This is a genomic window from Pseudomonas sp. VE 267-6A (assembly GCF_024126555.1).
GTDB lineage: Bacteria > Pseudomonadota > Gammaproteobacteria > Pseudomonadales > Pseudomonadaceae > Aquipseudomonas > Aquipseudomonas palmensis.
Genome location: NZ_JAMYBY010000020.1, coordinates 1 through 14,434, shown reverse-complemented (window position 1 = coordinate 14,434; position 14,434 = coordinate 1). Strand labels below are relative to the sequence as shown.

Genomic DNA, 14,434 nt, shown 5'->3' with positions numbered 1-14,434 from the left:
TATGACGTATTCAGGACGATTCACCTGCGGGTTGATTTTATGGGTTGCCAGCTGCGCGGTGTACGCACAGAGCGAGCTGGTAGTACGCATCAAGCCCGCCAACAACGAGCTCAAGGCCAACGTCGAAGGCTATATCGGCAGCCTTGGCACCCGCGATGAAGAAGCGCTGCTGCGCTTCAGCCGCGGCGCCGTGGAGCAGGCCAGAAAAGCCGCCCAGGCGCTGGGCTACTACCAGGCGCAGATCGACAGCCAGGTCAAACCTTCGCCCAAGGCCGACAAGGGCCCGCAACTGGTGCTCAGCATCGAGCCGGGCGAGCCGGTGCGCCTGCGCGAGGTGACCGTGCGCGTCGAGGGCCCGGCCAGCGAGATGACGGCCTTCCGGGTTCCTTCGAGCAAGGCGCTGCGGCCTGGGGCAGTGCTAAACCATGGCAACTACGAGGACGCCAAGCGGCTGATCCAGAACCAGGCCTCGCGCTACGGTTTCTTCAGCGGGCATTTCCTGCGCCAGCGCCTGGCGGTCGACCCGGCGGCGGGTGTGGCAGATATCGAACTGGTGTACGACAGCGGCCCGCGTTACCAGCTGGGCAAGGTCCGCTTCGAAGGCGACGCGCCGTTCGACGAGAGCCTGCTGCAACGCATGGTGCCCTTCAAGCAAGGCACCCCCTACGACTCCGAACTGATCGCCGAACTGAACAACGCGCTGCAGTCGAGCGGCTACTTCGAAGGCGTGCGGGTCGACGCTGCGCCCACTGCCGCCGTGGCGCAGAGCATCCCGGTAGAGGTGCAACTGCAAACCCGCAAGCCCCGCACCATGGGCCTGGGCCTGGGCTTTTCGACCGACGTCGGGCCGCGCGGCAAGGCCAACTGGACCCGCCACTGGGTCAACCCGCAAGGCCACAGCTATGGCCTGGAAACCGAACTTTCGGCGCCGCGCCAGAACGTCGGCCTGTGGTACGACATACCGCTCGACCCGCCGTTGACCGACAAGCTGCGCTTTGCCGGCGGCTACCAGAACGAAGAGATCGCCGGCACCGACAGCCTCAGCAAACTGCTCACCGTGGGCCCGGAATGGCACAGCAAGCTGCCCAGCGGCTGGCAGCGCGTGGTATCGCTCAAGTGGCAGCGCGAAGAGTACCGCCTGGGTGACGATTCGGGCTTGAGCACCCTGCTGATGCCGGGTGTGAGCTACAGCTACCTGCGCAGCGACAACCGCATCGACCCGCACAACGGCTACCGCTTGCAGTTCGACGCGCAGGTGGCCAAGGAAGGGCTGCTGTCCGACACCAACCTGCTGCATGGCAACGTGCTGCTCAAGGGCCTGACCACCGTCGCGCAGAACCACCGCTTCCTGGGCCGGGTGCAGTTCGGCGGCAGCGCCACCAACGGCTACAAGTCGGTGCCCCCCTCGCTGCGCTTCTTTGCCGGTGGCGACCAGAGCGTGCGTGGCTACGACTACCAGACCCTTTCACCCAAGAACGCCGATGGCGACCGTATCGGCGGGCGCTACCTGGTGGCCGCCAGTGCCGAGTACCAGTACTCGATCGCCGAGAAGTGGCGCCTGGCGACCTTCGTCGACCAGGGCAACTCGTTCAACAGCCTGGAGCTTCCCAGCCTCAAGACCGGCGTCGGCTTCGGTGTGCGCTGGGTGTCGCCGGTCGGCCCGCTGCGGCTCGACCTGGCCAAGGCGCTGGACGATGACGGCGGCATACGTTTGCACTTTTCCATGGGGCCCGAGTTGTGAGCAAGGTGTTGAAACGCGGCGGGCTGGCCCTGCTGGCGCTGCTGGTCGTGCTGGTGCTGGCCGTGGGTATCCTGCTGGGTACCCAGGCCGGCAGCCGCTGGGCCTTGAGCCTGGTGCCGGGCTTGCAGCTGGACAATTTTCAAGGCCGCCTTGGCGGGCAATGGCAGGCCGATCGGCTGATCTGGCAGCAGGGCGAGGACCGGGTCGAAGTGCTTGCGCCGGTGTTTGCCTGGTCGCCCGGCTGCCTGTTGCGCATGACCTTGTGTATCGACCAGCTGCGCGCCGGGCAGGTCAACCTGGACTTCGCCCCCAGCGAGGCAGCGCCCGACAGCGGGCCGCTGCAGTTGCCCAGCCTCCAGTTGCCAGTGGCGATCGAACTGGGCGAAGTACAGGTCGGCCAGTTGCATCTGGACGGCAGCGAGCAGTTGAGCCAGTTGCAACTGGCTGCGCACTGGACCGCCCAGGGCCTGCAGATCGACAGCCTGAACCTGCAACGCGAAGACCTCAGCCTGAACCTCAGCGGCCTGCTGCAACCGGTGGGTGACTGGCCGTTGCAGCTGCAGGGTCAGGTGCAACTGCCGGCCATCGACGACCAGCCCTGGCAACTGGCGGTGCAGATAAAAGGCGACCTGCAGAAAAGCCTCGACCTGCAGGCCGACAGCAGCGGCTACCTGCAAGGGCGCCTGGCGGGTCAGTTGCAGCCCCTGGCCGAGCACCTGCCGGCCCAGGTACGCCTGAGCGCCACCGGCTTCAAGCCATCGGCCGGATTGCCGGACACCCTGCAGTTCGAGCAGCTGGAACTCAGTGCCTATGGCGACCTGGCAAAAGGTTACCAACTGGTGGGCGCCGGCCGCCTGCCGGCCGAGCAGGGGCCGATCAGCCTGAGCCTGCGTGGCCGGGTGGATGCCAAGGGCGCCCAGATCGCTGCCCTGGACCTGAGCGCCGCCGCGCAGCAGCGTGTCACGCTCAGCGCCACTGCCGACTGGCAGAGCGGTCTGGTTGCCGATGCCAGCATCGACTGGCTGGACTTCCCGTGGCTGCGCCTGTACCCGCTGGACGAGGCTCCGCAGGTCACGCTGCGGCGCCTGAACGCCAAGGTCAACTACCGCGACGGCAACTACCAGGGCGATTTCAGTGGCGACCTGGACGGGCCGGCAGGTGCCTTCAAGGTCAGCAGCCCGTTCAAGGGCGACCTGGGCCAGGTCAGCCTGCCACAGCTGGCCCTTGAAGCCGGCCAGGGCAAGGTGGCCGGCAGCGTCGCCGTGCAGTTTGCCGAGGGCGTGGCGTGGGACGCGGCACTGGAATTGTCGGCGCTCAACCCGGCGTACTGGCTGGCCGAGCTGCCGGGCACCCTGGCGGGCCCGCTGCGCAGCAAGGGCGAACTCAAGGGCGACACGCTGCGCCTGAATGCCGACCTGGACCTCAAGGGGCGATTGCGCGGCCAGCCCGCCGTGCTGCAGGCCAAGGCCGACGGTGCAGGCGAGAACTGGACCCTGGGCACCTTGCTGATCCAGCTGGGGGACAACAAGATCAACGGCAGCGCCAGTGTGCAGCAACGCCTGGCCGGTCAGCTTGACCTCAACCTGCCGCGCCTGGGCCAGCTGTGGCCGCAACTGCAAGGCCAGCTCAAGGGTCGGCTTGATGTGGCCGGTACGCTCAAGGCGCCGCAGGGGCAACTGACCTTGCAGGGCCAGCAACTGGGCCAGGCCGAAAACCGCGTGCAACGCCTTGACCTGGACGCCCGGCTGGACAGCGCCCAGCGTGCCCTGATCGACCTGCAGGCCGGGTCGATCCGCCTGGGCGAAACCAACCTGGGCACCCTGACCGCCAAAGGCCAGGGCGACATTGGCAAGCAGCAATTGCAACTGGCCCTCGATGGGCCGCAGCTCAAGCTCGACCTGGGCCTGGACGGTCAGCTCGACAAGGGCAACTGGCGCGGACGCCTGGCCAGCGGCCAGGTGCAGGCGGGCGGGCAGGACTGGCAGCTGCAGGCACCGGCCAGGTTGCAGCGCCTGGCCAATGGGCAGGTGGATTTCGGCGCCCATTGCTGGCGCTCCGGGCAGGCCAGCCTGTGTGGTGAAGACCAGCGCCTGATGCCCGACCCGCGCCTGCGCTACCACCTCAAGCAGTTCCCGCTGCAAAGCCTGGCGCAGTGGTTGCCCAAGGACTTCGCCTGGCAGGGCATGCTCAATGCCGACATCAACCTCGATCTGCCGGCCAGCGGGCCCAAGGGGTCGATCGTGGTGGACGCCAGTGGCGGCACCTTGCGGGTGCGGGAAAAGGATCGATGGCTGGACTTTCCGTACCAGGCGCTGCGCCTGAACAGCACCCTGGGCCCGCGCCGCGTGGACACGCGCCTGGAGTTCGTGGGCGGGCGCCTGGGCGAGCTGACCCTGTCGGCGCGTATCGACCCACTGGCGCGCAACAAGCCGCTGAGCGGAGACTTCCGCCTGAGCGGGCTGGACCTGTCGGTGGGCCGGCCGTTCGCGCCGATGGTCGAGCGCCTGGCTGGCCAGCTCAACGGCAGCGGACAGATCACCGGTACGCTGCTGGCGCCCCAGGTCAACGGCAACCTGACGCTGAGCAATGGCGAAGTGTCGGGTGCCGAGTTGCCCATCAGCCTCAGCGACCTCAGCCTGCGGGCACAGATCGCAGGCGAGCAGGTGCAACTGGGCGGCGAGTGGAAGAGCGGCCCGGTCGGCCAGGGCCGCCTGAGTGGCCAGATCGGCTGGGCCCAGGGCCTGGCGGTGGAGTTGCAACTGCAGGGGCAGCGCCTGCCGGTCACCGTCGAACCCTACGCCAACCTGGAGGTGGCGCCGGACCTGAAGATCCAGATGATCGGCGAAAAGCTCGCGGTCACCGGCAAGGTGCTGGTGCCCAAGGGCAAGATCACCGTGCGCGAACTGCCGCCTTCGACTGTAAAGGTGTCGGATGACACGGTCATCATCGGCCACCAGACCGAGCAGGGCAAGGCGCCGATGGCCGTGGCCATGGACATCGACGTGGAGGTGGGGCAGGACAAGCTGGCATTCAGCGGCTTCGGCCTGACCGCCAACCTGCTGGGGCGCGTGCACATTGGCGACAACCTCGATACCCGTGGCGAGCTCAGCCTGGCCGATGGGCGCTACCGCGCCTATGGCCAGCGCCTGACCATCCGCCGAGCGCGGCTGCTGTTTGCCGGGCCGATCGACCAGCCCTACCTGGACATCGAGGCCATTCGCCAGACCGACGACGTGATTGCCGGCATCCGCCTCAGCGGCAGCGCCGAACAGCCCACCACCCAGGTGTTTTCCGAGCCGGCGATGAGCCAGGAGCAGGCCTTGTCGTACCTGGTGCTGGGGCGTCCGCTGGGCAATACCGGCGAAGACAACAACATGCTGGCGGAGGCGGCCCTGGGCCTGGGCCTGGCGGGCAGCGCGGGGATTACCGGCAGCCTGGCATCGAGCCTGGGCATCGAGGACTTCCAGCTCGACACCCAGGGCAGCGGCGACAACACCAGCGTGGTGGCCAGCGGCAAGCTGACCGAGCGCCTGAGCCTGCGCTACGGCGTAGGGGTGTTCGAGCCGGCCAACACCATCGCCTTGCGCTACCTGCTCAGCAAGAAGGTCTACCTGGAGGCTGCCAGCGGTATCGCCAGCTCGCTGGATATCTTCTACAAGCGCGACTTCTGATACGGCCAGTCAAGGGCTGCGCACACAACAACGCCAGGCGCGACCGCTCGCGCCTGGCGTTGTTGTGTGCGGGGTGTGTCTAGCGCGTGTGCGCTTCCTGGCGCCGGATGTTGCCGATCTGGCGCAGGCTCAACCCGTACTTGTCGGCCAGCACGCTGCGTGACTGGCCATTGGAGCTTTCCTGCTGGATCTGCTGGTTGCGCAGCTGGCGATTGAAGTGGTCGGCCTTGGGAATCTCCAGCGCCATGCCGGCGTAGCGCTTGATCAATGCATCCAGCGCTTCGGTTGGCAGGATCTCGGCCAGCGTGGTGCGCTCGCGGTGCTTGGGAATGTACTTGGGGCGGCCGCCGTAGATGGTGGTCAGGCGGTAGGCATGCTCCAGCCCGATGCATTCGATGAGCATCTGCAGTGACTGGGGCAGTTGTTCGATGTCGATCTTGTTCAGGTCACACAGTTCCATGATGACTTCCTTGTTGGCGGTATGAGCGAAGGGGCCACTTCATCGGGTGCCGTCCGTGCCTGAGCATCCTTGCCAGGTGCGGCGCGCCCCACGTCGACAGCGTTGAACTGCCAAGTGGCCTGAAGGAATTCTCGGTCAACCGCCAAGGGGAGATCTAGGCAGCAAGCGGGTCAGGGGAGGTAGTCTTTCCGTACACATTGCGTGAGGAAGTCGGTGGTCTGTTGTAGGAACCAGCGGCGCCAGGGAGGGCGTGGCCGCGTGTCTGCGGCGAGCCTGCTCCAGTGCTGTGGTTCAGGTTGCTCAACCCTGAACGCAGGGCACGGGCACACCTGGCGGATGATTTCAGGTTGTCGCGTCGGGAAAAACCGGGAAACATCCTCCTGCGTGACGTGGCGTTGTATCATGGCCGCCGGCCGCAGTAGGGCCCTCAAACCCGTTGTCGTAAGGATTTTTCAATGACTCAAGCTCAACGCCTGAAATACTCGATCCTGGTTGCCCTGGTGGTGCTGGCAATCATGCTGGGCGGCTCGTACCTGCAGAACGCCGGCGTGATCAGCGAAAAGGTGTTCCAGTACATCGCCATCGGCGTAGCCGTATTGGCCGTGATCGTGAACGGCATCATGCGGCGCAAGGTCAAGTTCTGACCGCTTGCGAGGCTGCGGCCGGCGTCACCCGGCCGTTGGCCTAGCGTGAAACCGGCTGTTCCAGCACCGCGCGAGCCTCGGGGTTGAGGCTGTAGCATTTGTCGCTGCCCAGGCTGATCACACCTTCGACGCACAGGCGCTTGAGCACTTCGCGAACGCTCAGGAACGACAGCGGAATATCCAGCTGCTCGAGCTGGCTGTGCACCCCGCGCACCCCGATACTGCGCCCCTCTCTGGCGGCCGCGTGCAGCGCATCGATGACCTTCAGCCGGATCAGGCTGGTGCGCAGGCCGAATGCCTTGAGCAGTTCGCGGATATGTTCGTTGCCGGCGCGGTCCGGTTCAGCCGCTTCGGGCTTTTCCGGCAGCGGCGCGTGGGCTTTGCGTCTGAAACGCAGCGGTGTGATTGGCTGTTGCTGGTTGTACATGTGAAAACTCCCTTTCCCGAGCCTGTCCAGTTTGCGTGTGGTGCTCTCACTCTATAAGACGAACGAGCGCGGCAAATCTGCATCGGCAAGGCAAAAAATATTGCCTTTATGTAGAGAGAGAGACGAACGAGCGGCGCAAAAGCGGTAAATTTTCATGATGAAATTCGTCTAGTCAGGATGTTCGTTCACCCTGATGCTGCCGGAGTCCGCGTGTTTGCCAATCGCTCGATCCCCTCGTTCTGCCTGACGGCCCTGCTGGTTGCTCTGAGTTGTTCAGCCCACGCCCGCGAGGCGCCGCCGGGCGAGGCCCGGGCCGAGATCCGCCGCACCAGCTTCGGTGTGCCGCACATCGTGGCCCGCGATGAGCGTGGCCTGGGCTATGGCATCGGGTATGCCTACGCGCAGGACAACCTGTGCCTGCTGGCCAACGAAGTGGTGACCGTCAACGGTGAGCGCTCGCGGTTCTTCGGGCCGCAGGCGCTGACCCTGGAGCAGCGTGAAAACCTGGCCAGCGACGTGTTTTTCACCTGGCTGAACACGCCGGCGGCGGTGTCTGCGTACTGGCAGGCGCAACCGGCGCCGATCCGTTCATTGCTCGAAGGCTACGCGCTGGGCTACAACCGCGCGCTGGCCGAGCGCACTGCCCAGGGCCTGCCTGCCCAGTGCCAGCAGGCCGAGTGGCTGCGCCCCATCACCGCCCTGGACCTGGTCAAGCTGACCCGGCGCCTGCTGGTCGAGGGTGGGGCCGGGCAGTTCGTCGAAGCCGTGGCCGGTGCCGCGCCCCCCGGTGCAGCGGCGGGGTTGCCGGCTGCGGCCTTCAGTGTGGCCCAGGCGCGCCAGGCCAACTTTGCGCTTGAGCGCGGCAGCAACGCGGTGGCGATAGGGCACGAGCGTTCGGCCAATGGCGGTGGCCTGTTGCTGGCCAACCCGCATTTCCCCTGGGTGGGCGGCATGCGCTTCTACCAGATGCAGTTGAGCATCCCCGGCAAACTGGACGTGATGGGCGCCGCGTTGCCCGGCCTGCCGCTGATCAATATCGGTTTCAACCGGCATCTGGCCTGGACGCACACTGTCGACACCTCCCGGCACTTCACCTTGCACCGCTTGCAACTGGACCCGAAAGACTCGACCCGCTACCTGCTCGACGGCGTGTCCACCCCCATGACCCGCCAGCCGGTGAGCGTGTCGGTCAAGGCTGAGGACGGCCAGCAGCAGGTGGTCACCCGCGAGCTGTACGGCACGATCTATGGCCCGCTGGTGCAGTGGCCCGGGCGGCTGGACTGGACCGGGCAGGTGGCCTTCAGCCTGCGTGATGCCAACCTGGGCAACACCCGCGTGCTGCAGCAGTGGCACAGCATGAACCAGGCCGACAGCCTGCAGGCCCTGCAGCAGTCGGTGCAGCGCCTGCAGGGCATACCCTGGGTCAACACCCTGGCGGTGGATGCCAGGGGGCAGGCGTTGTACCTGAACCAGTCGGTGGTGCCCTATGTGGATGCGCCGCTGCTGGCGCAGTGCAGCGACCCGGCGGCGGGCCTGGAACTGATCGTGCTCGACGGTTCGCGCAGCGCCTGCAACTGGAAGGTCGATGCGCGAGCGGCGCAGCCCGGTATCTTCCCCGCGCAACTGCAGCCCAGCCTGCTGCGTGGCGACTTCGTACAGCACTCCAACGATTCGGCCTGGATGGTCAACCCGGCGCAGCCGCTGCGCGGCTACTCGCCGATCATCAGCCGCGAAGACGTGCCCCTGGGCCCGCGCAGCCGCTTTGCCCTGCAGCGGTTGAACCGCCCCGGCAAGATCAGCGCGCAGGACCTGCACCACATGGTCATGGACGACAAGGTGTACCTGGCCGAGCTGGCGCTGCCCGACCTGCTGCAGTGGTGCAAGGGCGCGCCGGCCGATCCGCAGCTCAAGGCCGTATGCGACAGCCTGGCGGCGTGGGATGGCAAGGCCGGCCTGGCCAGTGGCATCGGCCTGGTGCACTTCCAGAACATCCTGCAGACGTTGCAGGAGCACGGTGGTTTCTGGCGCGTGGCATTCGATCCGGCCGACCCCCAGCACACCCCACGCGGCCTTGCGCTGGAGCGTGCCGAGGTGGCCAGGGCCGTGCGTGAGGCGGCATTGGCGTCGCAGGCGCAGGTGGCCGAGGCCGGGCTGAGTGCGAATGTGCAGTGGGGGCAGATCCAGCAGGCGGGCGACGGCACGCCGATGCATGGCGGGCCATCGAGCCTTGGGGTGTACAACGCCATGCAGAGCGTGCCGGGCGAGGGGGGCAAGCGCACCGTGATCAGCGGCACCAGTTACCTGCAAGTGGTCAGTTTCGATGACAAGGGGCCGCACGCGCAGGGGCTGCTGGCGTTTTCCCAGTCCAGCGAGGCGGGGTCGGTGCATGCCAGTGACCAGACCCGTGCGTTCTCGGCCGGGCACTGGCACACCATTCCATTCACCGAGGCGCAGATCAAGGCGGACCCGCAGTATCAGGTGCAGGTGATACGTGAGACGGATACTGCAGCTGTAGCCAGCAGCCCACGTTGAGCGTCAGCTGTATCGCGGGTCAAGCCCGCTCCCACCAGGATTGCGCACTACCTGTGGGGGAGGGCTTGACCCGCGATAGCGTGGCTACGTATTCAGATCCCGCAACAACAGCCCGAAGCCCAGCTCCACCTGTTCGGGAATCGGCAGGTACACCGTGTGCCCATCCCCCGGCGCCACCTCCAGCGGGTTGCCCGCGCGATCCCGCAGCTGGTGCAGGTCGAAATGGTAGTTGCCCCGCGGCGTCATCAGCTCCAGGTGATCGCCCAGCCCGAAACGGTTCTTGACCTTGACCTCGGCCAGCCCGTCGACCCGCTCCCCGGTCAGCTCGCCCACGAATTGCTGGCGCTCGGACACCGAGTTGCCCCGCTCGTAGTTCTGGTACTCGTCGTGCACGTGGCGGCGCAAGAAGCCTTCGGTGTAGCCGCGTTGCGCCAATGACTCCAGGTCGAGCATCAGCGAACGGTCGAATTCACGCCCCGCCAGCGCATCGTCGATGGCCTGCCGGTACGCCTGGGTGGTGCGGGCACAGTAGAAGTGCGACTTTGTACGCCCCTCGATCTTCAGCGAGTGCACCCCCATGCGGGTCAGGCGCCCGACGTGCTGCACGGCACGCAGGTCCTTGGCGTTCATGATGTAGGTGCCGTGCTCGTCCTCGAATGCCGGCATGTCTTCGCCGGGCCGGTTGGCTTCCTGCAGCACGAACACCTGGTTGGTGGGGGCGCCGACGCCCAGGGTCGGCTGGACTTCGCGCACGATGTCACCCATCTCGTTTTCCTGGGCCGGGGTGGCGCTGTACTGCCAGCGACAGGCGTTTGTGCAACTGCCCTGGTTGGCATCGCGCCGGTTCAGGTAGCCCGACAGCAGGCAGCGCCCCGAATACGCCATGCACAGGGCGCCGTGCACGAACACTTCCAGCTCCATCGCCGGCACCTGCTGGCGGATCTCTTCGATTTCTTCCAGCGACAGCTCCCGGGACAGGATCACCCGGCTCAGGCCCTGGGATTGCCAGAACGCGACACTGGCCCAGTTCACCGTATTGGCCTGTACTGACAGGTGGATCGGCATGGCCGGGAAGTGCTGGCGCACCAGCATGATCAGCCCAGGGTCGGACATGATCAGCGCGTCCGGGCCCATGGCGATCACAGGTTCCAGGTCCTTGAGGAAGGTCTTGAGCTTGGCATTGTGCGGGGCGATGTTGACCACCACGTAGAACCGCTTGCCCTGGGCCTGGGCTTCCTGGATGCCCAGCGCCAGGTTGGCATGGTCGAATTCGTTGTTGCGCACACGCAGGCTGTAGCGCGGCTGGCCGGCGTAGACCGCATCGGCGCCATAGGCGAAGGCATAGCGCATGTTCTTCAGGGTGCCGGCAGGGGCGAGCAGTTCGGGTCGGGCGAGGTGGGTCATGGCAAGGTCGCGACAAAAGCGCGGATGCTACGCGCCTGCACCACCGATTTTATTGATCCACGGCAACGGCACTTTCTGCAGTGCGCCGCGCACTAATCATCAGAGCGCAAAGGAGCGGACATGAACGAATCGGTATTGCAGCAAAAAGCCCTGATGTGGTTGCTGGTCCTGGTGACCCTGGCCTTCATCTGGATTCTATTGCCCTACTACGGCGCGGTGTTCTGGGCGGTGATCCTGGGCATCGTGTTTGCGCCGTTGCAGCGCCGGTTGCTGTTGCGCCTGGGCTGGCGGCGCAACCTGGCGGCGGGTATCACGCTGCTGGTGTGCCTGCTGATCGCGATTCTGCCGGTGATCGTCATCAGCACGTTGCTGGTTCAGGAAGGCGCCACGCTGTACAAGAACATCGAGAGCGGCCAACTGGATATCGCCGGCTACATCGAGCGCTTCAAGGACATGCTGCCCGCTGTGGCCCAGCATGGCCTGGAGCGCCTGGGCATGGGGGATCTGGAGGGCTTGCGCGACAAGATCGCCAAGGGCGCGATGCAGGGCAGCCAGTTCTTCGCCACCCAGGCGTTCAGCTTCGGGCAGGGCACGTTCGAGTTTCTGGTGAGCTTCGGCATCATGCTGTACCTGCTGTACTTCTTCCTGCGCGATGGCGCCGAGCTGGTGCGCAAGATCCGCACGGCGGTGCCCCTGGCCGAACACCAGAAGCGTCGCCTGCAACTGAAGTTCAATCGCGTGGTGCGTGCCACGGTCAAGGGCAACCTGCTGGTGGCGGTGACCCAGGGCGCGCTCGGCGGGTTCATCTTCTGGGTGCTGGATATCCCCAGTGCGCTGGTGTGGGCGGTGCTGATGGCGTTTCTGTCGCTGCTGCCGGCGGTGGGTGCCGGCATCGTGTGGGGCCCGGTGGCCGCGTACTTCCTGCTCAGCGGTTCGATCTGGCAGGGTGTGGTGCTTGCCGCCTTCGGGGTGTTCGTGATCGGCCTGGTGGACAACGTGCTGCGCCCGATCCTGGTGGGCAAGGACACCCGCATGCCCGACTACCTGATCCTGATCTCGACCCTGGGCGGGCTGGCGGTGTTCGGCCTCAACGGCTTCGTCATCGGGCCGTTGATCGCGGCGCTGTTCATGTCCAGCTGGGGGATTTTCGTGGCGACCAAGCCTCAGGTGCAACTGCCCTGAGGCGCCGCTGGCGAGCGTCACTTCCAGCTATAGGACATGCCCACGTAGGCTGCGAAGCCTTCGCCGGGGGTGGAGCGTGCGGCATCGAGGCCCTTGTCGTCGTAGCCGGGCGTCACGGTTGCGGCATAGCGCTGGTTGGTGAGGTTGCGCAGGTCGAGCCAGGTGGCCCAGTCCTGTCGGGGGGAGGCGTAGCCGAAGGTTGCGCCCAGCAGGGCATACGCATCGGCCTGGTAGGAGTTGGCGTAGTCGACCTGCACCTTTGAGGCCATCTGCGTGTTGAGCCCGGCATAGAAGCCGCTGGGATGGTCCAGGCGCACCTGCGCCTGGTAGTAGTGCATCGGCATGCCGGGCAGGCGGTTGTCGCCGAACGCCGCGTCATCGCGGTAGTGGAAGTCGCTGAAGGTGTAGGCCTGGCGCAGCGACACCCGGCCAACTCCGCTGTGTTCCCACAGCAGGCTGTCGAGGCTGGCTTCCACCCCCTGGTGCACGGTAGGGCTGGCATTCACCTCGCCGACGATGGCGTTGGTGGTGCTGCTGGCGGCCACGGTTTCCACTGTCAGCAGTTCGTGGCGCACGGCCGAGTAGTACCAGGCCAGGTCCCAGCGCCCCAGCCGCGAGTCGCCGCGGGCGCCGAGCTCCAGGGTGGTGGCGGTCTGGTTGCGCAGCTCGATGGGTTGGGTCTGCAGGCCGTTGATCGCTGGCGAGCTCCAGATCAGCGCCCAGGGGTGCGCAGGCTCCACCGAGCGGCTCAGGTTGCCGTACAGCTGCAGCGCGGGGCTGAAGTCGTAGCGCAGCCCCAGGCGCGGTGCGTAGTCCCAGTCATGCTGGCTGACCTTGCCGCCGCTGGCCGGATAGGTGACGGCGCTTTCTCGGCGGGTATAGATCATCGCCAGGCCGCTGGTCAGCCACAGGTCTGGCACCAGTTCCAGTTCGTTGCTGAAGTGGAGGACGCTGTCCGAGCCCTGGTAGGTGAAGTCGCGGGTCTTGGTGCCTATGGGCTGAGTGGGGTCGGTCTCGACCCGCACGAACTCCGAGGCCCCCGTGTTGGGCAGGTGCTTGGTGGTGCGCCAGCCCAGGGTGGTCTTGCTCTCGTGGCCGAACAGGGTGTCGCGGCGCAGGTAGTTGAGCGTGCCGCTGACGTCGGTGTACGCCACCTTGAGGCGCTTGGTGCCTTCACGCAGGTCCATCGGGTAGTCGTGGTAGACCAGGCCGGCTTCCAGTTGCGAGTCGTCATCGAGGTAGAAGGTGGTCTTGTTGCCCAGCCAGGTGCTGCCCGGTTGCGGGCGGCTGGCGTCGCGGCTCAGGTACAGCGGGTTGGCAGCGCGCGGGTGGTGCTTGATCTGGTCCTTGGTCAGGCGCCCGGCCAGTTCGTTTTCGGTTTCGCGGTAACGCAGGTAGAAGCGGGTTTCCAGGTTGGGGTTGAAGCGGTAGCCGACGTTGGCGGCGATGCCCTTGCTGCTGCCGCTGCTGTGGTCCTGGTAGCCGTCGTATTCCGAGTCGGTGAGGGCGACGTAGTAGTCCAGGTCACCCAGTACCTGGCCGGAGCTGACCTGGCGTTTGCCGTAGCCACGGCTGCCGGCCTCGACCCGTACCTGCAGGGGCGCGGCGTCGTAGCCGGTGTGGGTCACGTAATTGATGGCGCCGCCCAGGGCCAGGGCGCCGCGGTCGAAGCCGTTGGCGCCGCGCAGTACCTCGGCGCGGCTTAGCCACAGGGGCTCGAACAGTTCATAGGGCGTGCCGCCGGGGCCGGTCAGGGGCAGGCCGTCGAACAGGGTGTATACGCCGGAGCCGTGGGCGCCGGGGGCACGGTTGAGGCCCGAGCCGCGAATCGACAGTTTGATGCCGTCGTTGCCGGCGGATTGGGCGAACACGCCGGGCTGGTAGGCGAGCACGTCCTGGTTGCTGGCGACGCGGCCTTGTTCGACCTGTTGCATGTCGATCAGGTTGGTGGCCCCGGGGATTTGCTGCAGGCGCTCGCGGGCGTCCTGAAGTTCGTTGTGTTCCTGGTCCTGGATCAGTACCTGGCCGAGTTCGATGCCTGGGTTGGCTTGGGCGGTGGCGGTGCAGGCGATCAATACGGCGAGGGACGAGCGGGGCAGGGTGGGGTGCATCGAAGGGGTTCCGGGACGGTTGGGCGGGTATCTGACGTTGCAAGTATCAGACGAAGCACAGTGGGTGATCTGTAGTGCAGTCATGCTTTTGATCTGCTCTGGATCTGCTCTGGATCTGCTCTGGATCTGCTCTGGATCTGCTGTTGATTTGCTTTTGATTTTGATCTGCTTTTGATCTTGATCTTCCGTCCCCCAGAAGGCCGAGTGGAGGTGTCGTGCAGGGGGCGGGGCGAAGCCCCTTCGGCGTTAGCCGAAGCGAGCG

10 protein-coding genes are annotated in these 14,434 nt (G+C 66.0%); 5 read left to right on the top strand and 5 right to left on the bottom strand.

Annotated features, from left to right (window positions below; translation table 11 throughout):
- Window position 1: 1 nt before the first annotated feature.
- Entirely contained in the window at window positions 2–1,741 is a 1,740-nt protein-coding gene (locus NJH59_RS21190) for an autotransporter assembly complex family protein (RefSeq protein WP_043860882.1), read from the top strand.
- Window positions 1,738–5,412, top strand: a complete 3,675-nt coding sequence (locus NJH59_RS21185) for a translocation/assembly module TamB domain-containing protein (RefSeq protein ID WP_253087270.1) — start codon at window positions 1,738–1,740, stop codon at window positions 5,410–5,412. The genes NJH59_RS21190 and NJH59_RS21185 overlap by 4 nt, the downstream gene beginning before the upstream one ends.
- A 79-nt stretch (window positions 5,413–5,491) precedes the next feature.
- On the opposite strand, the gene NJH59_RS21180 is transcribed toward NJH59_RS21185, so the two are convergent.
- Window positions 5,492–5,872 (bottom strand): Mor transcription activator family protein, encoded by a 381-nt coding sequence (locus NJH59_RS21180; protein ID WP_043860880.1) that lies wholly within the window; start codon window positions 5,870–5,872, stop codon window positions 5,492–5,494.
- Between the two features lie 455 nt (window positions 5,873–6,327).
- On the opposite strand from NJH59_RS21180, the gene NJH59_RS21175 reads away from it, so the two are divergent.
- Window positions 6,328–6,516 carry a hypothetical protein gene (locus NJH59_RS21175; RefSeq protein ID WP_043860879.1) on the top strand — a complete coding sequence of 63 codons (189 nt, stop codon included), beginning with the start codon at window positions 6,328–6,330 and terminating at the stop codon, window positions 6,514–6,516.
- Between the two features lie 40 nt (window positions 6,517–6,556).
- Here the strand turns inward: NJH59_RS21175 and NJH59_RS21170 are convergent, their stop codons facing one another.
- The gene (locus tag NJH59_RS21170; protein ID WP_088515161.1) at window positions 6,557–6,943 is read right to left on the bottom strand and encodes a fe2+ zn2+ uptake regulation protein; all 387 of its coding nucleotides are present in this window, start codon (window positions 6,941–6,943) and stop codon (window positions 6,557–6,559) included.
- Between the two features lie 210 nt (window positions 6,944–7,153).
- On the opposite strand from NJH59_RS21170, the gene NJH59_RS21165 reads away from it, so the two are divergent.
- Window positions 7,154–9,475, top strand: a complete 2,322-nt coding sequence (locus NJH59_RS21165; RefSeq protein WP_317618627.1) for an acylase — start codon at window positions 7,154–7,156, stop codon at window positions 9,473–9,475.
- Between the two features lie 84 nt (window positions 9,476–9,559).
- Here the strand turns inward: NJH59_RS21165 and yegQ are convergent, their stop codons facing one another.
- Window positions 9,560–10,879 carry a tRNA 5-hydroxyuridine modification protein YegQ gene (gene yegQ / locus NJH59_RS21160; RefSeq protein ID WP_253087269.1) on the bottom strand — a complete coding sequence of 440 codons (1,320 nt, stop codon included), beginning with the start codon at window positions 10,877–10,879 and terminating at the stop codon, window positions 9,560–9,562.
- A gap of 120 nt (window positions 10,880–10,999) precedes the next feature.
- Here yegQ and NJH59_RS21155 point away from each other — a divergent pair, with 120 nt between their 5' ends.
- The gene (locus NJH59_RS21155) at window positions 11,000–12,061 is read left to right on the top strand and encodes an AI-2E family transporter (RefSeq protein ID WP_043860876.1); all 1,062 of its coding nucleotides are present in this window, start codon (window positions 11,000–11,002) and stop codon (window positions 12,059–12,061) included.
- A gap of 17 nt (window positions 12,062–12,078) precedes the next feature.
- Here NJH59_RS21155 and NJH59_RS21150 read toward each other — a convergent pair whose 3' ends face one another.
- Both NJH59_RS21150 and NJH59_RS21145 read right to left on the bottom strand, forming a co-directional pair.
- Window positions 12,079–14,172 (bottom strand): TonB-dependent receptor, encoded by a 2,094-nt coding sequence (locus NJH59_RS21150; protein WP_253087268.1) that lies wholly within the window; start codon window positions 14,170–14,172, stop codon window positions 12,079–12,081.
- An 80-nt stretch (window positions 14,173–14,252) separates the two neighbouring features.
- On the bottom strand, window positions 14,253–14,434 hold a 182-nt coding region (locus NJH59_RS21145; RefSeq protein WP_253087267.1), incomplete at its 5' end, for a hypothetical protein.